The following is a 25,000-nucleotide window of genomic DNA, read 5'->3' as shown; positions in this document are numbered from 1 at the left end:
TAGCTTGATCGCCTTAGGCGCGGATCAACATGGCGGCGACGGGTTGTTCTTCATACCAGTGCCAGCTGCGGGCGCAATCGAGCGCCACATCGCGGATGTGGTTGTAGATCAAAGCCGGCTCGAGATGAAACCATTGGCCGCAGTTTTGCAGGTCGGCCTGGAAATAGGGGTTGTCCCAGCCTTTTTCCAAGTGGCGGGCCATGCCGACGGCGAGGTGGACCAAGCGCACGCGGGGTTCGTCGGCGTAGTGATCGTCGATCAGGTGTAGCAGGGTGTGGGGCAGGTGCCACAGCTCGACTAAGCCTTGCTGGATTTCATTAATCTGGCAGCCGAGGATTTTGTGTTGGGCATCCACGCTGCGCATACCGGGGTTGGAGCGCATAAGCTCGCTTACCATCATCATCTGGCGAGGCGAGGCCATCCACAGCAGGATTTCGGCCGTGTCGTGCAAGAGGGCGGCGGTAATGACTTCTTTCGGCTCGATATCGCGCCGATAGTGGCTGAAGGTTTCGGCAATGCGCGAGGCCAGATAGGCGCGGGCGCAAGTGCGGTGCGCACCATAAATCATGGCTTTTTGGGCGTGCACATCGTTTTCTAGCGTGGGTAGAGTGCCAAATACGCGGAAAAAGCCCACTACGCCGATCATTAGGAGCACCCGGTCGATGGTGGTGACATCGGTGGTTTGGCGGGTATGCCGGTGTTCTTCCTGATAGCGCAAGATATGTAGCGTGAGCAGCGGATCATGGCGGATCAGCTGGCTGATCTCATGCAAACCGATCTGGTCGATCTCGCTCTGAAAATGGCGAATCTCTTGCTGGGTGTGGGCAAGGATGGGCGTGGGCTGGTTGGCCAGATAGCTGATCCATTGCGCGCGGTCGGTAATCGCTTGATTCATGGCCGGACTCGTCGTGGGCTTGCTTTAGCTTAGCTGATTTATCGGCAGGGTTAAGCCTGAGCTGAATGGCTGTGGTGATGGTGAAACACCCGGGGGCTTGCTTGGTAGCGCGCTATGTCTTTGTCTTATTGCTGGAAATTGGCGAGCAGAGGCGAACTTCGCGTACCAAGGGCAGTCATTCGAGGATGAAACGGATGACGAGGCTGGCGCATGGCCATCAATAAATTAATTCTTGAAGGGGCCACGGTGCTGCAAGCTGGCGTGGGCGTACTGTCTTTGCTGGCCTATTTGCCGCAATGGCGCACGCTCTGGCGCTCGCGTTCCAGTGCCAATATTGCGCTGAGCTCATGGGCGGTGTGGACTTTGTCTTCGCTGATCGCCACTTTTTATGCGCTGGTGCAAGTGTTGGCGCATGGCCGGGGCTGGGCGCTGGTGTTTTCGGCCAGTAGTAATTTGCTGTTTGTGTTGATTACCCTATGGCTGATTGCGCGTTTTCGGCATACCTAGCGGTGTATCTTCATCAGGCCTAGCTAATGCATGGGCTGTGGCTATATACCCTGTATTAGCAAGTCTCGGTCTTGTCATGAAACGGTCGTTTTAAGTTCATCGAATCGCCCCATTTTTGTCATGCTAATCGCATATTGTGGTCGCCTCATCATAGGGAGACAACAGCATGCAACTACACAAAATGCTGACTTTAGCTGCATTACCTGTCGCCATCGCTGCCTGCGGTGGAGCGACCGACAATCCAGTCGCCACACCTGCCCCAACTGCTACGCCAGCGGCCGTGGCTTCGGGCCCGATCGACGTCAAAATTCTGGCGATTAACGATTTCCACGGCAACCTCAAGCCGGGCACTGCCAAAGGCGTAGATGCCTCGGATGCCAGCAAGGCTGTGGCCGTAGGCGGGGTGGAATATCTGGGCACCTGGATCAAAACCCTGAAAGCCAAAAACCCGAACAATATCGTGGTCTCGGCCGGTGATCTGATCGGTGCCAGCCCGCTGATTTCGGCGCTATTCCATGATGAACCGACCATAGAGGCCATGAATGAAATTGGCCTGGAATTGAATGCCGTCGGCAATCATGAGTTTGATGACGGCCGTGAAGAGCTGCTGCGGATGCAAAACGGTGGCTGCCATCCGAAAGATGGTTGTAGCGCTGCCGGTGCCTTTAAAGGCGCTAAGTTTAAATTCCTGGCCGCCAATGTGATTGACGATGCCAGCGGTAAGTCATTGTTCCCGGCGTATCAGGTGAAGAGCTTTGGTGGTGTGAAAGTGGCGTTCATTGGTATGACGCTGAAAAACACTCCCGCCATCGTGACCCCAACCGGCGTGCAAGGGTTGAGTTTTAAAGATGAAGCCGATACCGTGAATGCGCTGGTGCCGACGCTGAAAAAAGACGGCATCGAAGCGATTGTGGTGCTGGTGCATGAAGGCGGCACGCAAACCGGCGGCCTGAATGAATGTAAAGGCGTATCGGGCGCGATTGTTGATATCGTCAAGCGGCTTGACCCAGCTGTGGATGCGGTGATTTCGGGCCATACCCACCAAGCCTATAACTGCCAGATCAATGGCAAACTGGTGACCAGTGCCAGCCAATATGGCCGTGTGGTGTCCGAGATCGATCTGCAGCTCGATCCGAAAACCCGCGATGTGGTGAAATCTGGCGCGAAAAACCTGTGGGTGACCAATGATGTGGCGAAAGACGGCATCTTGAGCACCTTGGTGAGCAAGTACGAAGCGCTGATTAAACCGCTGGAAGACCGCATCACCGGTACCTTGGCCGGCCCGTTGAGCAAATCTGCCAATAAAGCAGGCGAAAGTACACTGGGTAATGTGATTGCCGATTCGCAATTGGCCGCGACCAAAGATGCTAAGCTGGGCGCCGCGCAAATCGCCTTTATGAATCCGGGCGGTGTGCGTGCCGATCTGACGCCCGCGAAGGATGGCTCGGTGACTTATGGTCAGCTGTTTACCGTGCAACCGTTTGGCAATACCCTGGTGTCGATGACAGTCACTGGGGCTGATCTGATCGAATTGCTGGAGCAGCAGTTTGTGGGTTACACCAACAACCAGCCGTTTGACCGTGTTCTGCTCGTATCGAACGGCTTTAGCTACAGCTACGATAAAGGCCGCGCCGCTGGTCAGCGCGTGCTGCGCAATAGCGTGAAGCTCAATGGGGTGCAGATTGATACTGCGGCCAGCTACCGCATTACGGTGAATAACTTCCTGGCGGGTGGCGGTGATAACTTCACTGTGCTGACCAAGGGCACCAATATCTTGGGCGGCGCGCAAGACATCGATGCAATGGAAAGCTACCTCAAAGCCAACCCGAATCTGCCCGTGCCGGCGCAAGATCGCGTGACAATCTCACTGCCGCAATAAGCGGGTAGGTGAGTCTGAGCCCAGCAACCCCGACCATTGGTCGGGGTTTTTCTATGGGTATTGCTCGGTGTGTATTAATCAGTAATGCTTCTGGGGCGATACCCTGGCAGCGTAATGTGCCAAGATGCCCGGCGGTAGTCGCCGCCCCGCGACTTGGCTTACAATGCGCCTGCCTGTGCGCAGGCGGCCAATCGATGCAATGCAGGAGAACCCAAGATGGAAGAACGCCTCACCGAGTTGGAAATCCGTCTCGCCTTGCAAGACGATTTACTGGATGAGTTGAACAAGCTGGTGGCCCAGCAGCAGCGGCAGATTGATCAGCTGGTGGCGGCCGTGCGCCTGTTGCAGGAAAACCAGGCGCCGGCGGAAGCCGCCGCGCCGCGCAGCTTATTCGACGAGATTCCGCCGCATTATTAAGCGCAATTTCTGTGTTGTGAGCTGCAAGAGTAAGGTGTGCTCTGGCCAGCGTGGCTAGACTGCACAATGAGTCAATTAGATTGTCGTACCGGTGTTGGTGGTGCAAACACGCAGGCCGTACGCGTGAAAGGACCCCACATGGGTAAGATTTTCCTAGCCTGCAGCAGCGCGCTGCTGATCAGTCTGCAGTCGGCCGCATGGGCGGCGGAGAGCCCCACTTTGCTGCGCTCGCAATCGGCCAAAGCCATCGATGCGCTGCTGGAGCAGTGGTCTAGCGCTTGGCAGCAGCAACTGCTCAAACCTTATCTGGCCAGCTATGCGGACACCTTCACCCCGGAGGGTGGCTTAACGCTGGCGCAATGGCGCGCCCAGCGCGAGCAGCGCGTGCTGGCGGGCGAGTTTGTGCAGATCCGCCTGCGCGACGTTGAGATTGTGGCGCAGCAGCTGGATACCGCCGAAGTGCGCTTTGTGCAGGACTATCGCTCTAATTTGCTGCGTGAGCGCAATCGCAAAACCCTTTGGCTGGTGCGTGAGCATGGCCAGTGGAAAATTCAGCGCGAATTGGCCGCGCCCGCGCCATAATCGGTTTCTCGAACTTCAATTCACAGGGCTGGCCGCAGGCCAGCACAATCTATGCAAACAGCAGCGCCCGTGGTGGGCATTATCGGTGGCGGCCCAGCGGGGCTGATGGCTGCCGAGGTTTTGGCGCAAGCCGGGGTCGCGGTCGAAGTCTTTGATGCCATGCCTTCGGTGGGGCGCAAATTCTTGCTGGCCGGTGTGGGCGGGATGAATATCACCCATGCCGAGCCGTGTGCCGAGTTCATCCAGCGCTATGGCGCGGGTTCGGCACCATTGGCTGAGATGGTGCGGCAATTTGATGGCCAGGCCGTCCGCGAATGGGTGCATGGGCTGGGTATCGACACTTTTGTGGGGAGCTCGGGGCGGGTATTCCCGACCGAAATGAAAGCCGCGCCGTTGCTGCGCGCTTGGCTAAGCCGCCTGAAAGCACAAGGGGTGCGCTTGCATGTACGCCATCGCTGGCTGGGCTGGACGCCTGCGGGCGAATTGCGGCTGGCTACGCCTGAGGGTGAAATCACCCGGCGCTTTAGCGCGGTGCTGCTGGCGCTAGGCGGCGGTAGCTGGGCCAAGCTGGGCTCGGATGGCCGCTGGGTGCCGCTGTTAGCGGCAGAGGGTGTCGCTGTGGCGCCATTACAGCCGGCCAACTGTGGCTTTGATGTGGGCTGGTCCAGCTATCTGGCCGACAAATACGCCGGCGCGCCTTTGAAAGCTGTGGCGGCGGCCACGAGCCCCAGTGCAGTAAAAAAAGCCGGCGAATTTGTACTGACTGCTGGTGGCGTTGAGGGCAGTCTGGTGTATGCGCTATCGCGCGAGTTGCGCGAGCAGCTCTTGGCGGCGCCTAGCCAGCCGGTGCATTTGTATGTGGATTTGCTGCCGCAGCGCAGCGAGGCGCAGATCTTGGCGGCCTTGCAGCAGCCACGCGGCGCCGATTCGCTGGCCAATCATTTGCGACGCAAATTGAAACTGGAAGGCGTAAAAACCGCGCTCTTGCATGAGCTGTTGAGTAAGCCCCAGCTGCAAGACTGGCCGGCACTGGCCGCTGCGATTAAATCGTTGCCGATTCCGATTCGTGCGCCACGGCCATTGGATGAGGCGATCAGCTCTGCCGGTGGTGTACGCTGGGCGGCGCTGGATGCCGGCCTGATGCTGCAAGCCTGCCCGGGCGTTTTTGTGGCCGGGGAAATGATCGATTGGGAAGCGCCGACCGGGGGATATTTGCTCACCGCGTGTTTCGCCACTGGGCGACAGGCCGCCAAAGGGATCTTGGCCTGGTTGGCCACCCGCGCGCAGGCCTAAAAGCTAGCTCGGGCCATACCCATGCTGGATATGGCAGTGAAAGCCATTTTTACCGTTGCCTTTGGCGATATACATCGCCTCGTCGGCAAGGCGTAACAGGGTGGCTGGGTCTTGCCCATGATGTGGAAAGAAGCTCAACCCCAAGCTTGCCGAGATCGCTAAGGTGTGGCCGGCCAAGTGATAGGGTTCGGCCAGCGAGGTGACGATTTTCTCCGCCAGCTGCTGGGCTTCTTCACCTTGCGTTACCCCGCTGAGCAGCAGTACAAATTCATCGCCACCCAGCCGGCTCACCGTGTCGGTGCTGCGAGTGGCCAGCTGCAGACGTTTGGCTACTTCGATCAGCAGCAAGTCACCGACTTTATGGCCGTGCTGATCATTCACTGCTTTAAAGCGATCCAGGTCAACAAAGGCCACCGCAAATGGGGTGTGATGGCGCAAACCCTGCTGGCAAGCTTGGCTGAGGCGATCATTAAACAATTGCCGGTTGGGCAGATTGGTGAGGGTGTCGTGATAAGCCAGATGTTCGGCTTTGAGCTTGGCGGTGATGTCGAGCTGCACCACCAACACCCGGGTGATTTCATGTCGGCGGTTGCGCTCTAGCGCGGCGGACATCAGCACTTCGATGACTTCGCCTTGCCGGCTCAATAGTTGCAGATGTTCATTCTGGCACTGGCCGGTTTCCAGCAAGCGCGGCCACAGATTTTGGCGCCAGATACTGAGCGCGAGCGGGGTAAGAAAATCGGTGGCCGGGCGGCCGATGGTTTCTTCCGCGGTGTAATGCATGCGCTCCAGCCAGAGCTGATTTACACTGCTGATCTCGCCTTCTGCGCTGCATGAAAACAGCATGGCCGGGGTGTTTTGGTACAGCGAGCGATAGCGCTGTTCGCTCAGCTGCAGGGCATCACCCGCAGCCTTGTGCATATCCAGGGCAATGGCCAGTAGCAGCGGCGGAATCAGCGTGGCCAATACCGGGATGTAGAGCAGCGATAAGCCCCAGTTGTAGACAGTTGCCGGTGGTAGTAGCAGGCCAAAACTGATTTCGGTGCTGATCGTTAGCGCTACCAGTGCATTGGCCAACACACTGCCAGCCAGCCCGTGCCGATAGGCAATCAGAAACAGCGGTAAGCTGACATAAATAAATGGAAACGGAATGCTCAACGGCGCGAGTATCGCGATGCCGATCGTTAGCAGCAGATGGGCAAAATACTCTAGGCGCCACACGCGGGCAATCAGGGCGAGCAGGCCATGCTGGCTGATCCAGTACCAGAGCGGCACCATGGCTACGCCGCCAATGATGCTCCCCTCCACCCAATGCAGCAGCAGATGCCCGACCGATTGACCTTGCAGCCAGAACACCAGCGCAGACACCAAGGCGCCACACAGCACCGGTAGAAATACCGCCTGATACATTAAGCGCAACACACCGGTTACCGAGTAATAAAACCCGGTTCGCAGCCGTTGCCGCCGCACAAGCCATGCCCCGAGCAAAATCTCGGCCAGATTACCCGGCACATACTGAATGGCAGTGGCGAGATGATCGCCCGAGGCGAGATTGGCGGCCAAGAGGCTGATTAAGATGGCGGCCAGCATGCGTGGCCAATTGCGATAGGGCAGGTCAGCCAGACCGATAATCGCCCATCCATTGGCAAACCAGATCACCGCAATGCTAGTGCCATGCCGAAATAGCTGGATGGACAGATAGGCCAGTAAAAAATAGCCGAGCATCAGCTTGGCTTGTGCTGACCACAACTGCGCTGGAGTGCGTTTAGAGTTGGGCATGGCGCGGCCTGAGCAGCAAAATGGTGATGATCAGGCCCGCCGCCGCAAGGAGCATGACTCCCAGCAATAACAGACGCTCTTGCAAAGGGGTCGGGGCGCTTAAATCATGGGCGGTGAGCCAGCGCTGCAAGATGGCTTCGCGCTCGGTGTTGGGTAATTGCCGCAGCGCGTGATTAAGGCGCTCGCCGATTTCAGGACGGTCTTTCCGATAGGCAAAAGCTAATTCATATTGAAAACCAATTGAGCCACCAATATGCCACGCCGTTTGACTAAATTGGCGCTGGATAAACAGCACACTGGCCAGATCTGCAACCACGCCACTGACCTTCCTTTCGTTGAGGAGCTGCAGCGCCTGCTGATCATTTTCTACGCTATGCCAGATTACCTGTGGATAGCGGCGACGGACATATTCTTCCACTGCATAGCCTTGACCCACGGCCACAATCTGGCCAGCTAATGCCTGCAAATTGGCATCGCTATGGCTGGCGGGCGTTACTAGTACAGCGGGAACTGCCACATACGGGCTGGTAAAACCAAGATGCCGGCCGCGTTCGGGGGTGGGGCGCAATGATGAAACTAGGTCAGCTTGTTGCTGCTGTACTTGCTGCAAAATACTGGCCAGCGGTTGGGCTGGTAAATACTGAATCTCTAGGCCGGCATACGGGAGCAGGGCATTGAGCATTTCGGCCGATAAACCCCGGATGGCGCCATGTTGATCCGCATAGATAAATGGCCCGTAGTCTTTTTCGGGCGCAAAGCGTACCACGATCGGCTGTTCGGCATAGACCGAAGAACCCCAGCAGAGGCCGCACAGCAAGCAACTGAGCAGTAGGCGTGAATATGGATTTGGCATGCCTTGTTTATAGTTACAAGCTGCTGATGCAAAAAGTAAAATTATGCTGGCTTGAGATAAAGGGCAGCGTTGTTCGCCGCGGTAGCCCCCAAAAGCCGTACCGCCGTCTTGACCCGGCGGGGCGAATTGACTTTAATCGCGGCAACATAGGAGTGCCCCATGCCATTGGCCACCCAGATCCGCACCGAGATTACCGAGCTAGAAACCCTGCGTAGGGAGTTAGGCCCGCACAACGAGCAATTTGTCGTATTGCTGAATGAGCAGGCCTACGCGATTAGCTTTGTAAGTCGCCGCCCCACCTCGGCCAAGGCGGTGAGCTTGCCCGAGGCTACCCGCCTACTGGAAGTTGATGCCCAGATGGTGGCACGGGCGCTGGCGAGCCAGGCAGGTAAACCTTTTCGTGCAGTCGCCTTGTTGGCCGCACTGCAAGCCGAATTGACGCGCCGGCAGAGTCGGCTGCGCCAGCTGGAAGACGCCATCAGCGTCATCCAGTGGCTACCCAAAAAGCCCTAAAGTACCAAGCCACAGCAGCAGCTGTGGCTTGGTTGGGTGACTCATTTCTGCAATCAGCGTTTAGCGGCGTACAACGGCCACCAGTTTGCTGGCCGCGGCTGCGGCGGTCATGGTGGGGGAATTCCAGAATTCGTACACCACTTCGATCCAGGCCTTTTTCAGATCATCTTGTACTGCCATATTGTGGGCCCATGATGGCACTAGCGTATTTTTCTGTGCCGCATCGGCAAAGTCGTTCGCCGAGGCTTTGCCGTAGGCATCGAGCTGATTGCGATCGATGTCGGTACGGGCGGGGATTGAGCCTTTGTGATGGTTGTATGCGATCTGACATTCCGGGCTCATCAATAGCTCGGCAAAGTCACGCTGGGCAATTGCGCGGGCCGGATCATCTTGCCGGAACATGGTGAGGGTATCCGCAGCAAAGCTGTACTCACCAGCCTGGTTGGGCGCGGGCCAGAAATAATAATCGGTGCCCGCCTGCTTGCCGGCGGTGTCGAATTCACCTTTGACCCAATCCCCCATCAGCTGCATTGCGGCGCGAGCATTGATGATGTCAGCAGAAACCAGATTCCAGTCGCGGCCTACCGGGTCTTCGCTACAGAAGGGTTTGATCCGCCGGAATAATTCCAGCGCCTGAATAGTTTGCTGGCCACTCAAGGTGGCCGGATCAAGCCGGCTGAAGGCATCGTTATAGTATTTAGCCCCGCCCATCCCCAGTGCTACTGCTTCAAACAGCGTCGCAACTTGCCATTTCACCTCACTGTGCGCGATTGGAGTGATCCCGGCCGCCTGCAGTTTTTCACACAGGCTGATGAATTCTTCCCAGCTGCGTGGCGGTTGGCTCACGCCAACCCGGCGCAGCAAGCCGACATTGGCCCAAATGACGTTGACCCGGGCGACCCCCAGTGGCACCGCACAATAATGGCCATCGCCGTGCATCTGATCATCCAGCACCCGGGGTAAAATTTGATTCCAGCGCTGACGCGCGGCTAGCTCGTCCAGATTGGCCAGAATGCCTTTACCTGCCCACGCTTGGATTTTTACCCCGCCAATCGCGGCCGCGGTAGGGAGTTTTCCCTCCTCGACGGCTTTTTTCAGCATGCCGGGGACATCCTTCCCGCTGTGGTTGTCACTCCAGTGGTGGCCAATTTTATTCAGCCGCGCTTTGATATCGGCGACCGCCCGAAAGCCACTCGCGGCAAACCAGCCATGCAGTACCGAGATGTCTTCCAGTTTGAATTTGCCCACTGACGCCATTAATTCGCGAGCGCGATTATCCAGGGTTTCCAGCGCACGTTTGGTTTGCTGCAGCGCCGAGTCGGAAGACTGGGTCATGGCGTTGATTTGTTCGGATGACTGCGCCATGGTGGTGCTGGCGGCCGTTTGCTCGCGGGTGGCATCGGCAATACTGCGTACGACTTCCACGACGTTTTGCATCCGGTTGCCGATATCGTGCATCAGATTACTGGCTTCCTGCGCGCGATCAACGCTATTGCGAACACCGCTGGCGGCCTGATCCATGTTTTTCAGTGCGGCATCGGTATCTTTAGCCACCGAGCTAATCCGTTCGGTGATCTCTACGGTGGCTTTGGCGCTGCGCTCGGCCAGTTTGCGGACTTCGTCAGCCACTACGGCAAAGCCGCGGCCCTGTTCGCCGGCGCGGGCCGCTTCAATGGCGGCGTTCAGCGCGAGCAGATTGGTTTGCTCCGCGATGTCTTTAATTACACTCACGATGCCACCGATTTCTTTTGAGCGTTGCCCCAGATCGGCCATCGCAGTGCTCAGCGAGCTGATTGATGACTGCATCTTGGCGACTTCATCTGAGACACTGTGTACGGTGTGCGCGCCATCGACAGAAATCATCTGGGTTTCGGCCACCACTTCATCCACTTCGTTCGCGCTATCGGCAATATGGGTAATGCTAACGGTGATTTCTTCTACCGCCGCAGCCGAAGCGGCGACAAAATCAGCCTGCGTGTGGCTGTCTTTCACCAGTTGGCCGGTGACTGCAGTGATTTCTTTTAAGCCCAGTGACAAGCCTTCCATATCGCGCTGCACTTCGCGGAAGGTGTTTTGCAAAGCAGTCGCAAATTCATTAAAGCCGCGGGCGGCTTCGCCGAGTTCGTCTTCGCTGTGTACCGGAATGCGTTTATTCAGATCGCCACCGCCCTCCGAGAGATGAGCCATCGAGTCGAGCAGTACTTGCATCGGTTTGAGCACCCAATGGGCCAGTGCCCCTTGCAGCACCACGACCGACACGCCAAAGACTGCCACCGCGCTCCAGCCTGACCAGCCCCAGCCGGCAACAGCCCAGCAGGCCAGGATAATGCCCAGAACACTGACAGACAGCGAGGCGAGGAGAAGTTTGGACTTGATCGGCATTGCTGACACACTCCCGAGTAGGCCGCATTTTTGAGCGCGGCAGGTGCAGAGAATCTACCTCACAGCATAGACCAGGATTAGGCTGGTCGGCGGGTCTGATTGCTAGCTTGTGGCAATTTTGCGCGGGCGGCGATTGCGGATTCGCTGTATGGGCAAGCTAATTGACCCATTTGTCATTTACCACGGTTGCGCCTGAAAACGCGCATGTAAAAAATCCAGTAAAGCCCGCACTGCGGGCGATAAATGTCGGCGGGAAGGGTAGAGCGCGTAAATCGTCATTGCCGGCACGGCCCAATCGGCCAGCACTGCTTGCAGTTGGCCCGCGGCCAGATAGGGCTGCGCCAGATACGTGGGCTGCAAGGCAATACCGCCACCGGCCAGGGCCGCATGCAGCAGCACTGTGGCTTCGTTGGCGCTGAGGCGGCTACTGACGTTCACGCTTTGCTGCTCCTCGCCGCGCTGAAACTGCCAGCGGCTTTTGCCAAAATTGGCGTAGCTCAGACACCGGTGGTGGGTAAGGGCTGCAGGCTCAGTAGGTGTGCCGTGTGCAAGCAGATACCCCGGTGCGGCGACCAAGACAGATGGACAGCTAGCGAGGGGTTTGGCGATCAGCAATGGATCGGGCTCGCTGCTAATGCGGATCGCCAGATCGATGCGCTCTTCAACCAGATTGACGGTGCGGTCGCTGACGTTCAGATCGATTTTCAGCTGCGGGTGTTGCTGCAGAAAATCACTGAGGGCAGCGGCTAGGTGCGCAAAGCCAAACGACATACTGCTAGTTAGCCGCAGCTGGCCGCGCAATTCGCCATCATGGCGGGCGGTTTCTTCTTCGATATCCCCCATTAGTGCCAGCATTTGCTGGCTGCGGCGCAGGCAGCTTTCGCCCGCATCAGTAAGGGTGACTTTGCGGGTCGTGCGTTGCAATAAGCGCGCATCGAGCCAGTCTTCCAGCTCGGCGATATAGCGGGTCACCATGGCGCGCGACATATCCAGCTTGTCGGCCGTGGCGCTAAAGCTGCCGCTGGCGGCTACTTCGCAGAACACTTTCATTGCGGTGAGTCGGTCCATCTTGGCTCGCTATCTGCTCGATTTTTGCAACAATATTGCGCAGTTTAGCCGATTTATCTGCGCAGCTCATGCAACTAAACTGGCGTCCATTCAATCACGAACGAAATGCAAGGAGATTGCACCATGGTACGTCAAACTTTACTCGCCGCTTCTTTTCTCTTGGCCTTTGGCGCGGCCCAAGCCGAAACGGCGCCGCTGCAGTTGAAAGTGTATAACGCTGATGGCGCGAGCTTTCATGTGAATTCCACGCTCGTCTACGGCCAGAAAGAAGCACTGGTGATCGATGCCGGCTTTACCAAGGCCGATGCACTGCGAATTGCTGCCAATGTGCTCGATAGCGGCAAAACCCTGACCACCATTCTGGTGAGCCAAGCTGACCCGGATTACTACTTCGGCGTGGAAACGCTGAAACAATTTTTCCCACAGGCCAAAGTGGTGGCGACACCAGCCGTATTGGCCAAGATCAAGGCCAAATTGCCTGCCAAAGTGGCTTTCTGGGGCCCAAAAATGGGGGCCAATGCCCCGGTGCAACCGGTGGTGCCTGAAGCGCTAAACACCACCACTTTGCGCGTTGATGGCCAAGCGGTCGAGATTCGCGGTACTACTGGCGCGCTGGCGCACCGCCCGTATGTGTGGATTCCGGCGATCAAAGCCATTGCTGGCAATGTGGGTGTGCTCAATGGCCTGCACGTGTGGACTGCCGACACGCAATCGGCCGCCGAGCGCAAAGCTTGGGTTGCCCAATTGGATGAAATGGCCGCACTGAAACCGGCCGTGGTCGTGCCTGGGCATATGCAGGCTGGTGCGAAAATGGATATCAGCGCCATCGATTACACCAAGGCTTACCTGCAAACATTCGAGCAACAATTGCCGCAAGCTGCCAACGGCGCGGCGCTGATTGAGGCAATGAAAAAAGCTTATCCAGATGCCGGCTTGGGGATCGCGCTGGAGATCGGCGCCAAAGTAAACAAAGGTGAAATGCAATGGTAAGCCCGCAACTCACGCTGCATTATGTGTTTGATCCGCTGTGTGGCTGGTGTTATGCCGCCGCTCCGCTGATCGAAGCCGCTGCCGCTTTGCCTACGGTACAGCTCGTGTTGCATCCGGGCGGCATGATGGCCGGTGCAAACCGGCAAAGTGTGAGCCCGGCCTTGCGCGATTATGTGATTCCGCATGATCGGCGGATTGCCGAGCTGACCGGCCAGCCCTTTGGCGCGGCGTATTTTGATGGCTTGCTGTGCGATAGCAGCGCGGTGTTTGATTCCACTCCACCTACCTTGGCGATATTGGCGGCCGAGCAGCTGGCCGGCTTGGGGCGGGCGATGCTGGCCCGCTTGCAAAGCGCCCACTATGCCGCAGGCGAGCGGATCGCCGAAGGCACGGTCTTGTTGCAACATGCAGCGGCGCTGGGCCTGGATAGTGTGGCCTTTAGCGCGGCCATGACTGAGCTGGCTGGCGATGTGGAGGCGCATTATCGCGCTACGCAACAGCTGATGCAGCAGCATGGCTTGCGCGGTTTTCCTTCGCTATTGCTGGAGCGGGAAGGGCGATTCCAAGTCCTCGATATCGGGCCGTTCCTGGGGCAGCCGGCGGCGTTTGCTCAGGCCTTGAGCGCCTTAGCTATGCTGACGCCTGCGGCGGTCGCACCGAGCGCAGCATTTTGTACGCCAGAAACCTGCTAAGTCAGGCTGATTGACCTAGCGAAACACCAACGGCATCAAGCTCAGCTTGATGCCGTTTTTCTTGGGCGCTAGCCAGTGATTGGTAGCGCTTTGCGCTGGCGCAGCCCGGTGCACGCCCAGCTGTGCTACTGTAGCCAAGCCCTCGCACCACTGCGGGTGGGCTGTTTAGGTATACCTGCATGGGTATATCTTGAAATAGATTATGGAACAGTGCATGGCGAACTATACCCCTCATACGGCGAAGAAATATCCCGATGGTGTATTGCATCAGCATCCACACGATCGCCCCGGTGGCCACAATGCCTGCCACGATCATCATCACGATCACAGCCATCATCATCATGATCATGGCGTGCCCAGCTCGCAAAAACGCCTACTGATTGCACTGGTGGTGACGTTCGGCTTTGCCTTTGTCGAGCTGATTGGCGGCTGGTGGGCGCATTCATTGGCGCTGATTTCTGACGCCGGCCATATGATGACCGACAGCGCCGCGCTGCTGTTGGCGCTGATCGCCAATCTGATTGGCCAGCGCCCGGCCAATCAGGCCAAATCGTATGGCTATGCACGCGCCGAGCTGATTGGCGCACTGATCAATAGCCTGACCATGATTGCGCTGGTGGTGTGGATTATGGTCGAGGCGGTGCAGCGCTTACTGCATCCGGCGCCGGTGAATGGCATGGGGGTCATGGTGATCGCGGTGATCGGCTTGCTGGTGAATGTGATTTCCGCCTGGCAGCTTTCGCATGATCACGACAATCTCAATAGTCGCGCCGCGCTGATACACGTTTTGGGTGATTTGCTTGGCTCGGTAGCCGCGATTGCGGCAGGGGCGGTGATTTATTTTACCAACTGGCAGCCGATCGATCCGATCCTCTCGATTGCGGTGTCCTTGCTGATTCTGCGCTCGACCTGGGCCTTGCTCAGTAAATCGACGCATTTATTGATGGATGGCGTACCGGATGGCGTCGATCTAGAAGCCGTGGCCCGCACCATCCTAGCCACGCCGGGCATCAGCGAAGTCCATGATTTGCATGTCTGGAATATCGGCGGTAAGCGCAATGCACTCTCCGCCCATCTGATCATCGCCGAGCCCGCCGACTGGCCGCGGATGATTTTACAGTTGAACGAGATGCTGGAGAGCCAATATCATATCGACCACGTGACGCTGCAGCCGGCCTGGTATAGCGAACACGAAGGAGAAGCGGTGCGCATTGTGCGGATCGAGCATTAATCGGCGGCCAGCGGTCGCCCACACAAGGATCATCTTGATGCGCTCAGTATGTACTCTGGCGATTATTTTTAGTATCTCGGCGCTCAGCTGGGCTGGGCCCAATAGCCCCAATGGCGCAAATCGTGATCCACGGACAGGTGGTAAAGCCGATTTCTGGGATTGGTTTTCTGATCAACCACCCGAAATTCCCGCAGAAGATAATGCCCTGATTCAGCCGCCTAAATTAAACGAGCTGAAGAAATGGCAGGAATTTAGCTTTCCTGAGCGCAATAAATCCAGCAAATACTATCTGGCGCTCGATTCAGTGACCCCCGGCGCCGATGAGGTGGTGCGGTATGTGGTGGCTGTTGTGCCGGGTAGTGGCGCTAGTAAAAGCGTTATTTACGAGGGGATGCACTGCAATTCTGGGCAGTATCGTGCCTATGCTTGGGGCAAACCTGACCAAACCTGGACGGTAGGTAAAACCGTGAACTGGAAGCAGATTACGCGTGGATTTAATCAGTGGCAGTATGCGCTGACGGATCGTTTTTGCTTTTTCCTTGAGTCGTACAACCCCGATCTGATCAAACGCCGCTTTGATTTCCCGGTGCCTGAGCGCACTCTAGAGACCCTAGATTAAATACCACGCCGCACTCAGCGGCGTTTTTTATGCCTTTGCTGCTAGCCCTTGCCTCACTTGTTCGACCACCGCCGCCCAGTCCCCCAATTGCGGCTGGCGGATAATCTGCATCGAGCGATACCAGGGGCTATCGCTGCGCTGTACTTGCCAGCGCCAGTCGGCGTCAAAACGCGAGAGCAGCAGCGTGGGGCGGCCAAGAGCGCCGGCGAGGTGGGCAACCGAGGTGCAGACGGTAATCACCAGATCCAGCTGCTGCAGATAGGCCGCGGTGGCGGCGAAATCGGGGCTGTGTTGCAAGTCGTTCCGCAGCGGCGCCGGCGCGGTGTGGCCATGTTGCAGGCTGCACCACTGAATACCGGGCTGAGCCAGCACGGGGGCTAGCTGGCTCAGCGCAATGCTGCGCCAGCCGTTATCCACTTGCTGGGGGTTGCCCTGCCAGGCCAGCCCAATTTTGCGCCCCGGCGCTAATTGCGCTTGCCACTGGGCCGCCTCGGCCGAATCAACCTGCAAGTAAGCTTCGCCGCTCAGATCGGCTTCGCTAATCTGCAAAGCGCCAGCCAGGCTCATATACGGAATATGGTGAGTAAAGCCCGCGTGGCTCGCCAGCTCGCTCACGATTTCCAGCTGCGGAAAGCTCTGCTGCAACAAGCGTTGCAAAGCCGCGGGCACTAAAACGGTCACCTGCGCAAAGCGCGTGCAAAGCTGCGGCAAGAAGCGGGCAAATTGCAGCATATCGCCATAGCCCTGCTCGCCAATCACCAAGAGCTTTGCCTCAGGCGCTACCGCTTCGCCCTGCCAGCGTGGTAGCGGAGTCGCCGGATAAGCCTTGCCCAGTGCCGCCCAGCGTGCCTCATAGCCTTTCCAGCCGGCTGCCCAGTGGCCTTGCAGCAAATCAAGGGTGCCCAAGCTGTAGCGGGCCAGCGCGTGCTCGGGTGCCAGTTGCAGCACTTGCTGGTAACAGGCGCGCGCATCGTCCAGCCGCCCTTCGCGGCGATACAGCCGGCCCAGATTGTGTAGCGCATCCAGATGCTGCGGTTCGCGCTGCAGCACGGTAGCAAAATGCTGGTGGGCGGGGGGTAGCTGGCCCAGATTGGTCAGGATGGTGCCCAGACTGTAATGCGCCGGCAGATAGTCGGGCTGGCTGCGGATTGCCGCGCGATAATGCTCGGCCGCGGCCAGTTGGTCGTGCTGAGCGAGTGCCAGATTGCCCAGATTGTAATGTGCATCGGCCCAATCCGGCTGCCAGTACAGGGCGTGCTCGTAGGCGCTGCGGGCAGCATCGAGCCGGCCCAGTTGTTTGAGGATATTGCCGTAATTGAGGTGCAGCGGCGCCACCTGCGGCGCGAGTGCCAGGGCTTGCGCCATCAGCTGTTCGGCGGCCGCCCAGTCATTGCGTTGCGCTGCACTGCGGGCCAGCTGGGCCAATTGCGCCGGATCTTGCATACCTCACCCTTGTATTGATGTGTAAAGCTTGCTGATTAAGGCTTGGCGGGCAATACCTTAGGAAATCACCAGATTGTCGCGGTGAATCAGCTCGGCTTCATCAATGTAGCCCAGCTTGGCTTCGATTTGGCCGGTGGGGCTGCGCAGAATACGGCTGGTTTCCTGCGAGCTGTAATTGATCAGACCGCGGGCGATTTCTTGCCCGCTGGCATCAATACAGCTCACGACCTCGCCGCGCAAAAATTCGCCGTCCACGGCGATCACCCCGATCGGCAGCAGGCTTGATCCACCTTGTTTCAGCGCCCGTACGGCGCCGGCATCCAGCGTGACGCGGCCTTTGAGCTGCAGGTGATCGGCAATCCACTGTTTTTTGGCATGCAATGGGGTGGTGTGCGCGGTGAGCTGGGTGCCAATGGCTTCGCCTTTGGCCAGGCGGGTTAAGACATCGGCTTCGCGGCCGCAGGCAATGATGGTGGCCGCGCCACTGCGCGCGGCGCGTTTGGCGGCGATCACTTTGGTGTACATGCCGCCGGTGCCGACGCTAGAGCCGGCGCCACCGGCCATTGCTTCCAGGCTTTCATCGCCGGCGGTGGCAAATTGCACCAGCTGGGCCGCTGGGTCTTTGCGCGGGTCGGCGGTGAATAGGCCTTGCTGGTCGGTCAGGATGACCAGCGCGTCGCCCTCAATCAGATTGGTTACTAGCGCACCCAAAGTGTCGTTGTCGCCAAATTTAATTTCCGCGGTGACCACGGTATCGTTTTCATTAATGATCGGAATCACGCCCAGCTGCAATAAGGTCAGCAAGGTTGACCGAGCATTCAGATAGCGGGTGCGATCGGCCAGGTCTTCGTGGGTAAGCAGCACTTGGGCGCAAGTGAGGCCATGCGCCTGAAAAGCCGCCTCGTACGCGCGGCACAGGCCCATCTGGCCCACCGCTGCGGCCGCTTGTTTTTCGTGGATGGCAGTGGGTTTGCTGCTCCAGCCCAGACGGGCCACGCCTTCGGCGACCGCACCAGACGACACCAGCACCACCTGTTTGCCTTGGCGAGCCAGCTCGGCAATCTCTTTGGCCCAGCGGGCCAGAGCCTGATGGTCGAGGCCTTTACCATCATTGGTAACAAGGCTGGAGCCTACTTTGATAACAAGGCGTTGGGCGAGTGGCAGGGCAGCTTGGGTCATGGCGATCTTTCCGCATTGGTTAGGGCTGATTATACCGTGAGCCACGCCGCTTGCTGCCAGCAATTGGGCCGATCATGGCGCAACTTGCGGTGACGCAAAGCACAGTGCATTTGCGGCCCGCAGGCGGACTGCCCCACTAGCCAGCTGGCTGGGGCGCGGTACACTAGCGCTTTTGCCCCGGAAGGAACCCGGATGACTGCTTTGGAGATCATCGGCTTTGCCCTGACTATTTTGGCCATCGCCTTGGCGGCGCGCTCGCATGTGCTGACCTGGCCGCTGCAGCTGGTGGCCAGCGTGCTGTATGTGTGGCTGTTTGCGCAATTTAATCTGTTTGGCGAGGCCACGCTGCAGGCGGTGTATGCCGTGCTGGCGGTGTATGGCTGGCTGCAATGGCGGCAGCGTCGGCTGGACGCCACCACGGTGGTCAAATTGCCGGTACAGCGCCTCAGCCGCAATGAGTGGTGGCTGATTAATGGCGTGGGCGTGCTGGCCACGGCGGCGGTGGCCAATTTGCAGATTCATTTTTTGCCCACTGATGTGCCGGTGCTCGATTCAGCGATCTTTGTGTTTGGCTTACTGGCGCAGTGGATGCAGGCGACAAAACGCCTAGAAAACTGGCCGTACTGGATAGTGCTCAATCTGCTGGCCAGCGGGGTGTATTTCTACAAATCGCTGCACATCACCGGCGTGCTGTATCTGCTGCTGGCGGGCTTGGCGGTATGGGGCTGGCGCAATTGGCAACGTGAGCTGGCGGCGGCATGACCCGCAAAATCGCGATCGTTGGGCCGGAATCCTGCGGCAAAACCAGTCTGGCCCGCGCGTTAGCCCGTACTTTGCACGCGCCATGGGTGCCCGAGTTTTCGCGCCCATGGTTTGCCGCCCAGCGGCGCACCAGCTACAGCATGGATGACATTCTGGCGATTGCTCATGGTCAGCTGGCGCTGGAGCAGCAGCTGGCGAGTGAGGCGGAGTGGTTGGTATGCGATACCAGTGTGTTGGTCTGCATCATTTGGGCGCAGGTGCGCTTTGGCGAATGCCCAGCCGAATTACGCGCCCTGTGGCGGCCTGCGGATTATCAGCTGCATTTACTCACCGCCACCGATTTACCATGGCAGCCCGACCCGCTGCGCGAAAACCCGCTAGATCGCGATGCATTGCTAGTGCGCTATCAAACCGCGCTCGAGCAAGCGCAGGTGCCGTTTGCGCTGGTGGCTGGCCGCGGCGAAGCCCGCTGCCAGCAGGCCGTTGCGGCGCTGCGGCAGACTGGGTTTGAGTTTTAGCTGGGTATATCGCTGCAGGCATTAATAAAATTGGCCTGTAGCGATATACCTATGGTTTAGGCTTGCGCCAAGGCCTGATCCAGATCGGCCAGAATATCGTCGATGTGCTCAATCCCGATCGACAGACGCACCATATCTTCCGAAACCCCGGCGCGTTTCAGTTCATCGGGCGAGAGCTGACGATGCGTGGTGCTGGCCGGGTGGCAAGCCAGCGATTTGGCGTCGCCAATATTCACCAGCCGGGTGATCAATTGCAGCGCATCCTGGAAGCGTGCACCGGCCTCACGACCGCCTTTCACGCCAAAGGTCAACAAGCCTGATGCTTTGCCGCCGAAGTACTTATCCACCAAGGGTTTGCTGGGGTGGCCTGCTTGGCCTGCGTAATTTACCCATTCCACTTTCGGGTGTGCCGCAAGGAAATCGGCCACTTTCAGCGCGTTTTCTACGTGTCTATCCATCCGTAGCGCCAGTGTTTCCAGCCCCTGCAAGATCAGGAAAGAGTTAAACGGCGAGATTGCCGCGCCCATATTGCGCAGCGGCACCGTGCGCGCGCGGCCAATAAAGGCGGCGGGGCCGAGTGCCTCGGTATAGATCACACCGTGGTAGCTGACCTCCGGCTCGTTCAGGCGTTTGAAGCGCGTTTTGTGCTCAGCCCACGGGAATTTGCCGCTATCGACAATAATGCCGCCAATGCTGGAGCCGTGGCCGCCCATGTATTTGGTCAGGCTATGCACGACGATATCGGCACCGTGCTCGATCGGGCGAGTGATGTACGGTGTGGGCACGGTGTTGTCGACAATCAGCGGTACGCCTCCGGCATGGGCGACGGCGGCGAAGGCGGCAAAGTCAACGACATTACCCAAAGGATTGCCGATCGATTCGCAATAAATGGCCTTGGTGCGCTCGTCGATCAGCGCGGCAGCGGCTTGTGGGTCGCTTGCATCGACAAATTTAACGTTGATGCCATATTGCGGCAGCGTGTGCGCGAATAGATTGTAGGTGCCGCCATACAGCGCGCTGGTGGCGATGATGTTGTCGCCCGCTTCGGCGATGGTGAGGATCGCGTAGGTAATCGCCGCTTGCCCTGAGGCCAGCGCCAGCGCGCCAATCCCGCCTTCGAGCGCCGCCACCCGTTGCTCGAGCACATCGGTGGTTGGGTTCATGATGCGGGTGTAGATATTGCCTTTGACCTTCAGATCGAACAAATCAGCGCCATGCTGGGTGTCATCAAAGGCATAGCTGGTGGTCTGGTAGATCGGTACTGCAACGGCTTTGGTGGTGGGGTCGGGGCTATAGCCGGCGTGGATGGCAAGCGTATCGAATTTCATTGGGCGTATCCTCGGGTTAAGGTTGAGGCTACTGTACCACTGCTGAAATCGGCGGCTAAATGATTGTTAGCACTAAGTTTGTGGCCGCTTGATCTATGGCAAAGTCGGGCCAAGCGTGACTTGGCGGGCGGGGCTTAGGCGGCCGGAGTGATGGTGATCGCGCCGCTACCCGCTGGATTTTCACCGCGCAGATTGCCTTTGCGGTACTGCAGTTTTTCCTCGGCTTTTTGCAGTAGCGATTCAAACTGATAGCCATGGCGGCCATATTTCACCAGTGACAGTGTGACCGAAAGGTGAAAGCAGTGATCGCCATGCTCAATCGCCAGCGCCTGCAGGCTCATTTCGATTTCGACCGCCAGAGTACGCAGTTGCTGCGAATTGTAATCGTTGAGCAATACGCAAAATTCTTCGCCCGCAATCCGGCCAATGAGGGCGTCTTCACCCAATATTTTGCGCAATTCGCGGGCGCATTTTTTCAGTGCGACATCACCAGCGCCATACCCATACCGCTGGTTCACCACGCGAAACTGATCAATATCGATCAGCATCAGCCCCATCGAACCATTGTGCTTGCGGGCGCGATGCAGCTCGCGCCCGGCGTGCTCTTCGAGGCCACGGCGATTCAGGAGCCCGGTGAGCGCGTCATAGCGCACCAGTTTGCTGAGGCGGGCATGCAGGCGGTGCGCCACCAGCAGTTGATAGCTATACGGCAAGATAAGGCTGATCAGGCAGGCGAGGATTGCCCAAATGCTGGCGGCGCGTTCCAGCGATAGCACACCACTGGCGGTACCTAAGGCACTTAGCGCTAGCGTGAGCGAGAGACCCTGCATGCAGCCGACCAGCAGCCAGCGGGGAGCGCTCCAATGCTCGTCATTACCGGGGTGAAACGCTTCGCGGGAAATCTGGAAGGCCAGCGGCGCTAGCAATAGCGCATGTAGCAGCGGCGCTTGGTGCGGCAAAATCAGGCCACTCAGGCTCATGATGAGGGCCACCAGCCACAAGGGGACCAAGGCCCCCCACCAGCCCAGTAAGGCCGGGCGTGCAAAAGTGCGGCGGGTGCCCGCCAAAAGCACCAGTTGACCCAGCAACAGACACAGCACACCCAGCCAGCTGAGCCATTGGTGGCTATTAAAAGTGGCGAGCGCCCAGAGCAGCCAGCCGAGTTGATGCGTAGCGCCGCCAGCCGCCAGCGTGCTCACCCCTCGCTCCGAGCGATGGCCCCGGGCAAGGCCCAGATACATGCCGGCCCCTAGGCAGGCGGCCAACATGGCAAGTAAAGACAGCGAGAATAGATCGAGCGGCATACCAACGGCGGATAAGTAATTTCCCTAATGTTTGGCACTATGCCCAGACTGGGTGTCAGCGTAAAGTCAGCTCCGACGAAAGGCCAGAAATCCCCGCCGACCGTGGTTGCGCTGCAACAGCGAATGTACTGGGCAAATTACGCCAGTGTTTCCATCTCAGCACGTATAATTCAGCCCACACTGAGGAGAAAAACATGTCTGCACTGATTTGCGGCTCAATGGCCTACGACACCATCATGGTGTTTCCTGATCACTTCAAAAAGCACATCCTGCCCGAGCAAATCCATATTTTGTCGGTGTCGTTTCTGGTGCCCGAAATGCGTCGCGAATTAGGAGGGTGCGCTGGCAATATCGCCTATACGCTGAAGCTGCTGGGCTCTGAGCCGCTGATCATGGCCACTGTAGGCAAAGACTTTGATCTCTACGCGACATGGCTGGATCAGCAAGCGATTCGTCGCGATTACATTACTGAGCAAGAAGGCTTTACTGGACAGTGTTTTATTACTACTGACCTGGACGACAATCAAATTACCGCCTTTCACCCTGGCGCGATGGGGATGTCGTATGTGAATACGGTAGCGATGGTGAAAGAGCCATTCCAAATCGGGATCGTTTCCCCGGATGGCAAACAAGGCATGCAAGAGCACGCGCGGCAGCTGGCTGCGGCTAAGGTGCCATTCATTTTTGACCCGGGCCAGGGTATGCCGATGTTTAGCGGTGAAGAGCTGCTGGAATTGGTTGAGCTCGCAAGCTACTTAACGCTCAACGATTACGAAGCTGAAATGCTCAGCAAAGCCACCGGACTTAGTATTGCGCAGTTGGCCACCAAGGTTGAAGCCTTGATCGTTACGTTGGGCGCGCAAGGTGCGCAGATTTATGCCAATGGCGTCTGCCATCAGATCCCAGCTGTACCGGCGACGGCCGTAGTGGATCCAACAGGTTGTGGCGATGCCTTCCGGGCCGGCTTATTGCATGGCTTGCTACAAGGTTGGGATTGGCCCACGACCGGTCGGCTGGCGTCATTGCTGGGTAGCATCAAGATTGCGCATCAAGGCGGGCAAAATCACAAGTTCACTCGCGTGGAACTGGCTGAGCAATATCAGACCGCATTCGGGCAGGTGCTACCAGCATAAATTTAAAGCTGAAAATGTACTGACGCAGTTTGTGACTACAATTACACGTCATTACGCTGACTGTAATTGGTAATGCAATTGTCTTATCTTGCTGGTATATTACGTAACAAAATTACTTTGTTAAGGTGCCAGCATGCGTCAGATTCTTGTGGTGTTTGCCTTCGTGCTTGCCGCTCAAGCGCAAGCGGCAGTGGTTGAAGTGGCGGCTACAACTGCGATTGTGGCGGCCAACCCGGCTGCTGTTAGCGTGTCTCTCTCCGCGCCAGCCTTGCCAAAAACTGTCGTCCCAGCGCCTACTGCTCCGGCGCAGGGGCGCTTTGGCGCTGAGGGCTGGGCTTTACTAGGGATTGGTGCGCTTGCCTTGCTGGGTCGTCGGCGTAAGCGCTGGTCATAAGACTTTAGTCGGCCGTCAATCTGCAAGGCTTGGTATCGCAAGCGAATCTGCTAGAATGCCTGCTCGCAGAACCACTGTTTGACGAGCGTTGATCGAATGACCACCCCAGAAACCAAACCCGCCACCCCAACTACTTTTGGCTTGCTGAAAGAGCTGCAAAAACAGTTTGCGGTATTCCGTGACTGCCAGCCGCTGGCGATCGGGATCGACAAACAAGTGATTGCCGCGCTGCCAGAGATTAATCGCCGCGTATTACGCAGTGCTTTGTCGATGCATACCCGCTCAGTACGCTACCTGAAAGCCATGCAAACCGCGACCGAGCGTTATAACCTCGATGGCAGCAAGGCCGATGCTGTGACCGATGAGCAGCGTGAATTCGCGGCTACCAGCCTGCATGAGCATTTCAAAAAAGCAGCGGACGAGCGCCGTGCCAAGCAGGCCGCCGAAGCGGCTGCTGAGGCCGATCGCAAACGTGCCGAAAAGCTGAATCAGCTGGCGCAGAAATTTTCGCGCCACTAAACTGAACCTCCGGACTGCTGCGGGCAGTCACTTGCCCAGCGGATTTGCCGGTGGGCGCAGGAGGGGATATGCGCCGTTTATTGCTCGCCATCTTGCTTATTGGGCCGGTCTGGGCGCAAGACTTGGCTCCCATTGCTGTGCAAAGCACCGAGCGCAATGGGCATTTATATTTCTCTGCACAATTTAGTGTGCCTGTGGCCAAGCCGCTGGCCTTCGCAGTGCTCAGTGATTTTGAGCATATGAGCGAGTTCATGCCGAACATGAGCAGCAGCAAGGTGCTGAGCCGCAAAGCCAATCGTTGGGTGGTGCAGCAGGAAGGCCAATTGCAGCTGGGCTTATTAAGCTGGCCGCTCAATTCCACTCGCGAGATCGAATTAATCGGCCTGGAGGAAATTGTGGCGCATAGCTTGGATGCGCAGCAAGGCGCCTTCAGTAGCCGTATGCAGCTGCAACAGCAGGCGCAATCCACCACCATGAGCTATGCCGCCGACTGGCAGCCAGCCTCGGGCTGGATGGCCAGTCTGGGTAAGCAGTATGTGCAACAGCAGATGCAGCAGCAATTTGCGGCCATGCAGAAAGAGATGCTACGCCGTAGCAAAATGCAGCTGGCTTCCGCCCCACAGATTGAGGTGGCGCGCTAGGGTCTTACAAGTGACGTCTTGAAATGGAGCGCGCAAAACAAAAAAGCCAACCCGAAGGTTGGCTTTTTTGTTTAATTCT

Annotated in this window: 26 protein-coding genes; 16 read left to right on the top strand and 10 right to left on the bottom strand. The window is 57.8% G+C overall.

Going from position 1 to position 25,000, the window contains the following annotated elements; translation table 11 throughout:
* Nucleotides 1-13 precede the first annotated feature (13 nt).
* A complete protein-coding gene (locus L991_RS14995; RefSeq protein WP_047396839.1) occupies nt 14-895 on the bottom strand; it encodes an HDOD domain-containing protein in 882 nt (293 codons plus the stop codon).
* 210 nt (nt 896-1,105) lie between these two features.
* Between L991_RS14995 and L991_RS14990 the strand changes: the two genes are divergently transcribed.
* From L991_RS14990 to L991_RS14970, 5 genes are all read left to right on the top strand, one after another.
* Nucleotides 1,106-1,402, top strand: coding sequence for a PQ-loop domain-containing transporter (locus tag L991_RS14990; protein WP_028450503.1), 297 nt, complete (start codon nt 1,106-1,108; stop codon nt 1,400-1,402).
* Between the two features lie 166 nt (nt 1,403-1,568).
* Nucleotides 1,569-3,281, top strand: coding sequence for a bifunctional UDP-sugar hydrolase/5'-nucleotidase (locus tag L991_RS14985; RefSeq protein WP_047396838.1), 1,713 nt, complete (start codon nt 1,569-1,571; stop codon nt 3,279-3,281).
* Nucleotides 3,282-3,497: 216 nt separating this feature from the next.
* Entirely contained in the window at nt 3,498-3,698 is a 201-nt protein-coding gene (locus tag L991_RS14980; RefSeq protein WP_028450501.1) for a SlyX family protein, read from the top strand.
* A gap of 138 nt (nt 3,699-3,836) precedes the next feature.
* Nucleotides 3,837-4,280, top strand: coding sequence for a hypothetical protein (locus L991_RS14975; RefSeq protein WP_047396837.1), 444 nt, complete (start codon nt 3,837-3,839; stop codon nt 4,278-4,280).
* A 51-nt stretch (nt 4,281-4,331) separates the two neighbouring features.
* Nucleotides 4,332-5,573: a TIGR03862 family flavoprotein gene (locus L991_RS14970; protein ID WP_047396836.1), complete on the top strand. Its 1,242-nt coding sequence runs from the start codon at nt 4,332-4,334 to the stop codon at nt 5,571-5,573.
* A 3-nt stretch (nt 5,574-5,576) separates the two neighbouring features.
* Here L991_RS14970 and L991_RS16715 read toward each other — a convergent pair whose 3' ends face one another.
* The gene (locus L991_RS16715; protein ID WP_081986713.1) at nt 5,577-7,352 is read right to left on the bottom strand and encodes a sensor domain-containing diguanylate cyclase; all 1,776 of its coding nucleotides are present in this window, start codon (nt 7,350-7,352) and stop codon (nt 5,577-5,579) included.
* Entirely contained in the window at nt 7,339-8,205 is an 867-nt protein-coding gene (locus L991_RS14960) for a transporter substrate-binding domain-containing protein (RefSeq protein ID WP_052190946.1), read from the bottom strand. The genes L991_RS16715 and L991_RS14960 overlap by 14 nt, the downstream gene beginning before the upstream one ends.
* A 159-nt stretch (nt 8,206-8,364) precedes the next feature.
* Between L991_RS14960 and L991_RS14955 the strand changes: the two genes are divergently transcribed.
* The gene (locus L991_RS14955) at nt 8,365-8,718 is read left to right on the top strand and encodes a hypothetical protein (RefSeq protein WP_047396835.1); all 354 of its coding nucleotides are present in this window, start codon (nt 8,365-8,367) and stop codon (nt 8,716-8,718) included.
* Nucleotides 8,719-8,778: 60 nt separating this feature from the next.
* Here the strand turns inward: L991_RS14955 and L991_RS16710 are convergent, their stop codons facing one another.
* Nucleotides 8,779-11,100 carry an extracellular solute-binding protein gene (locus L991_RS16710; RefSeq protein WP_052190945.1) on the bottom strand — a complete coding sequence of 774 codons (2,322 nt, stop codon included), beginning with the start codon at nt 11,098-11,100 and terminating at the stop codon, nt 8,779-8,781.
* Between the two features lie 177 nt (nt 11,101-11,277).
* On the bottom strand, nt 11,278-12,168 hold the full coding sequence (locus tag L991_RS14945; protein WP_047396834.1) for a LysR family transcriptional regulator: 891 nt from the start codon (nt 12,166-12,168) through the stop codon (nt 11,278-11,280).
* A gap of 123 nt (nt 12,169-12,291) precedes the next feature.
* Between L991_RS14945 and L991_RS14940 the strand changes: the two genes are divergently transcribed.
* Together L991_RS14940 and L991_RS14935 are read left to right on the top strand one after the other, a co-directional pair.
* Complete coding sequence (locus tag L991_RS14940) at nt 12,292-13,158, top strand: MBL fold metallo-hydrolase (RefSeq protein ID WP_028450495.1); 867 nt, start codon at nt 12,292-12,294, stop codon at nt 13,156-13,158.
* A complete protein-coding gene (locus L991_RS14935; protein WP_047396833.1) occupies nt 13,152-13,850 on the top strand; it encodes a DsbA family protein in 699 nt (232 codons plus the stop codon). Before L991_RS14940 ends, L991_RS14935 begins: the two co-directional genes overlap by 7 nt.
* Before the next feature lie 15 nt (nt 13,851-13,865).
* On the opposite strand, the gene L991_RS17885 is transcribed toward L991_RS14935, so the two are convergent.
* The gene (locus L991_RS17885; RefSeq protein WP_255350796.1) at nt 13,866-13,988 is read right to left on the bottom strand and encodes a hypothetical protein; all 123 of its coding nucleotides are present in this window, start codon (nt 13,986-13,988) and stop codon (nt 13,866-13,868) included.
* Nucleotides 13,989-14,064: 76 nt separating this feature from the next.
* Here L991_RS17885 and L991_RS14930 point away from each other — a divergent pair, with 76 nt between their 5' ends.
* Together L991_RS14930 and L991_RS16705 are read left to right on the top strand one after the other, a co-directional pair.
* A complete protein-coding gene (locus L991_RS14930) occupies nt 14,065-15,081 on the top strand; it encodes a cation diffusion facilitator family transporter (RefSeq protein ID WP_081986712.1) in 1,017 nt (338 codons plus the stop codon).
* Nucleotides 15,082-15,118: 37 nt separating this feature from the next.
* Complete coding sequence (locus L991_RS16705; protein ID WP_052190943.1) at nt 15,119-15,700, top strand: CNP1-like family protein; 582 nt, start codon at nt 15,119-15,121, stop codon at nt 15,698-15,700.
* A 27-nt stretch (nt 15,701-15,727) separates the two neighbouring features.
* On the opposite strand, the gene L991_RS14920 is transcribed toward L991_RS16705, so the two are convergent.
* A complete protein-coding gene (locus L991_RS14920; protein ID WP_047396832.1) occupies nt 15,728-17,143 on the bottom strand; it encodes a tetratricopeptide repeat protein in 1,416 nt (471 codons plus the stop codon).
* A 57-nt stretch (nt 17,144-17,200) separates the two neighbouring features.
* The gene (gene proB / locus L991_RS14915) at nt 17,201-18,322 is read right to left on the bottom strand and encodes a glutamate 5-kinase (RefSeq protein WP_028450491.1); all 1,122 of its coding nucleotides are present in this window, start codon (nt 18,320-18,322) and stop codon (nt 17,201-17,203) included.
* A 192-nt stretch (nt 18,323-18,514) separates the two neighbouring features.
* Here proB and pnuC point away from each other — a divergent pair, with 192 nt between their 5' ends.
* Together pnuC and L991_RS14905 are read left to right on the top strand one after the other, a co-directional pair.
* Nucleotides 18,515-19,084 carry a nicotinamide riboside transporter PnuC gene (gene pnuC / locus L991_RS14910; protein WP_047396831.1) on the top strand — a complete coding sequence of 190 codons (570 nt, stop codon included), beginning with the start codon at nt 18,515-18,517 and terminating at the stop codon, nt 19,082-19,084.
* Complete coding sequence (locus L991_RS14905) at nt 19,081-19,602, top strand: AAA family ATPase (RefSeq protein WP_028450489.1); 522 nt, start codon at nt 19,081-19,083, stop codon at nt 19,600-19,602. The genes pnuC and L991_RS14905 overlap by 4 nt, the downstream gene beginning before the upstream one ends.
* Nucleotides 19,603-19,658: 56 nt before the next feature.
* On the opposite strand, the gene L991_RS14900 is transcribed toward L991_RS14905, so the two are convergent.
* Both L991_RS14900 and L991_RS16700 read right to left on the bottom strand, forming a co-directional pair.
* Complete coding sequence (locus tag L991_RS14900) at nt 19,659-20,930, bottom strand: O-acetylhomoserine aminocarboxypropyltransferase/cysteine synthase family protein (RefSeq protein ID WP_047396830.1); 1,272 nt, start codon at nt 20,928-20,930, stop codon at nt 19,659-19,661.
* A 134-nt stretch (nt 20,931-21,064) separates the two neighbouring features.
* The gene (locus L991_RS16700; RefSeq protein WP_052190941.1) at nt 21,065-22,234 is read right to left on the bottom strand and encodes a GGDEF domain-containing protein; all 1,170 of its coding nucleotides are present in this window, start codon (nt 22,232-22,234) and stop codon (nt 21,065-21,067) included.
* 194 nt (nt 22,235-22,428) lie between these two features.
* Here L991_RS16700 and L991_RS14890 point away from each other — a divergent pair, with 194 nt between their 5' ends.
* The 4 genes from L991_RS14890 to L991_RS14875 all read left to right on the top strand — a co-directional run bounded on the left by L991_RS14890 (nt 22,429) and on the right by L991_RS14875 (nt 24,921).
* The gene (locus tag L991_RS14890; RefSeq protein WP_047396829.1) at nt 22,429-23,367 is read left to right on the top strand and encodes a carbohydrate kinase family protein; all 939 of its coding nucleotides are present in this window, start codon (nt 22,429-22,431) and stop codon (nt 23,365-23,367) included.
* 133 nt (nt 23,368-23,500) lie between these two features.
* Complete coding sequence (locus L991_RS14885) at nt 23,501-23,761, top strand: hypothetical protein (protein ID WP_047396828.1); 261 nt, start codon at nt 23,501-23,503, stop codon at nt 23,759-23,761.
* 96 nt (nt 23,762-23,857) lie between these two features.
* Complete coding sequence (locus tag L991_RS14880) at nt 23,858-24,280, top strand: ProQ/FINO family protein (RefSeq protein WP_028450484.1); 423 nt, start codon at nt 23,858-23,860, stop codon at nt 24,278-24,280.
* 68 nt (nt 24,281-24,348) lie between these two features.
* A complete protein-coding gene (locus tag L991_RS14875) occupies nt 24,349-24,921 on the top strand; it encodes an SRPBCC family protein (protein ID WP_047396827.1) in 573 nt (190 codons plus the stop codon).
* Nucleotides 24,922-25,000: the final 79 nt, after the last annotated feature.

Origin of the sequence: Chitinibacter sp. ZOR0017 (genome assembly GCF_000799095.1) — a bacterium.
GTDB classification, from domain to species: Bacteria; Pseudomonadota; Gammaproteobacteria; order Burkholderiales; family Chitinibacteraceae; genus Chitinibacter; species Chitinibacter tainanensis.
This window is presented reverse-complemented; position numbering and strand designations above follow the sequence as displayed.

Excerpts from the sequence above, each read along its gene's own strand:
- L991_RS14995 (WP_047396839.1), bottom strand. The coding sequence starts at position 895 with ATGAATCAAGCGATTACCGACCGCGCGCAATGGATCAGCTATCTGGCC.
- L991_RS14990 (WP_028450503.1), top strand. The coding sequence starts at position 1,106 with ATGGCCATCAATAAATTAATTCTTGAAGGGGCCACGGTGCTGCAAGCT.
- L991_RS14985 (WP_047396838.1), top strand. The coding sequence starts at position 1,569 with ATGCAACTACACAAAATGCTGACTTTAGCTGCATTACCTGTCGCCATC.
- L991_RS14980 (WP_028450501.1), top strand. The coding sequence starts at position 3,498 with ATGGAAGAACGCCTCACCGAGTTGGAAATCCGTCTCGCCTTGCAAGAC.
- L991_RS14975 (WP_047396837.1), top strand. The coding sequence starts at position 3,837 with ATGGGTAAGATTTTCCTAGCCTGCAGCAGCGCGCTGCTGATCAGTCTG.
- L991_RS14970 (WP_047396836.1), top strand. The coding sequence starts at position 4,332 with ATGCAAACAGCAGCGCCCGTGGTGGGCATTATCGGTGGCGGCCCAGCG.
- L991_RS16715 (WP_081986713.1), bottom strand. The coding sequence starts at position 7,352 with ATGCCCAACTCTAAACGCACTCCAGCGCAGTTGTGGTCAGCACAAGCC.
- L991_RS14960 (WP_052190946.1), bottom strand. The coding sequence starts at position 8,205 with ATGCCAAATCCATATTCACGCCTACTGCTCAGTTGCTTGCTGTGCGGC.
- L991_RS14955 (WP_047396835.1), top strand. The coding sequence starts at position 8,365 with ATGCCATTGGCCACCCAGATCCGCACCGAGATTACCGAGCTAGAAACC.
- L991_RS16710 (WP_052190945.1), bottom strand. The coding sequence starts at position 11,100 with ATGCCGATCAAGTCCAAACTTCTCCTCGCCTCGCTGTCTGTCAGTGTT.
- L991_RS14945 (WP_047396834.1), bottom strand. The coding sequence starts at position 12,168 with ATGGACCGACTCACCGCAATGAAAGTGTTCTGCGAAGTAGCCGCCAGC.
- L991_RS14940 (WP_028450495.1), top strand. The coding sequence starts at position 12,292 with ATGGTACGTCAAACTTTACTCGCCGCTTCTTTTCTCTTGGCCTTTGGC.
- L991_RS14935 (WP_047396833.1), top strand. The coding sequence starts at position 13,152 with ATGGTAAGCCCGCAACTCACGCTGCATTATGTGTTTGATCCGCTGTGT.
- L991_RS14930 (WP_081986712.1), top strand. The coding sequence starts at position 14,065 with ATGGCGAACTATACCCCTCATACGGCGAAGAAATATCCCGATGGTGTA.
- L991_RS16705 (WP_052190943.1), top strand. The coding sequence starts at position 15,119 with ATGCGCTCAGTATGTACTCTGGCGATTATTTTTAGTATCTCGGCGCTC.
- L991_RS14920 (WP_047396832.1), bottom strand. The coding sequence starts at position 17,143 with ATGCAAGATCCGGCGCAATTGGCCCAGCTGGCCCGCAGTGCAGCGCAA.
- proB (WP_028450491.1), bottom strand. The coding sequence starts at position 18,322 with ATGACCCAAGCTGCCCTGCCACTCGCCCAACGCCTTGTTATCAAAGTA.
- pnuC (WP_047396831.1), top strand. The coding sequence starts at position 18,515 with ATGACTGCTTTGGAGATCATCGGCTTTGCCCTGACTATTTTGGCCATC.
- L991_RS14905 (WP_028450489.1), top strand. The coding sequence starts at position 19,081 with ATGACCCGCAAAATCGCGATCGTTGGGCCGGAATCCTGCGGCAAAACC.
- L991_RS14900 (WP_047396830.1), bottom strand. The coding sequence starts at position 20,930 with ATGAAATTCGATACGCTTGCCATCCACGCCGGCTATAGCCCCGACCCC.
- L991_RS16700 (WP_052190941.1), bottom strand. The coding sequence starts at position 22,234 with ATGCCGCTCGATCTATTCTCGCTGTCTTTACTTGCCATGTTGGCCGCC.
- L991_RS14890 (WP_047396829.1), top strand. The coding sequence starts at position 22,429 with ATGTCTGCACTGATTTGCGGCTCAATGGCCTACGACACCATCATGGTG.
- L991_RS14885 (WP_047396828.1), top strand. The coding sequence starts at position 23,501 with ATGCGTCAGATTCTTGTGGTGTTTGCCTTCGTGCTTGCCGCTCAAGCG.
- L991_RS14880 (WP_028450484.1), top strand. The coding sequence starts at position 23,858 with ATGACCACCCCAGAAACCAAACCCGCCACCCCAACTACTTTTGGCTTG.
- L991_RS14875 (WP_047396827.1), top strand. The coding sequence starts at position 24,349 with ATGCGCCGTTTATTGCTCGCCATCTTGCTTATTGGGCCGGTCTGGGCG.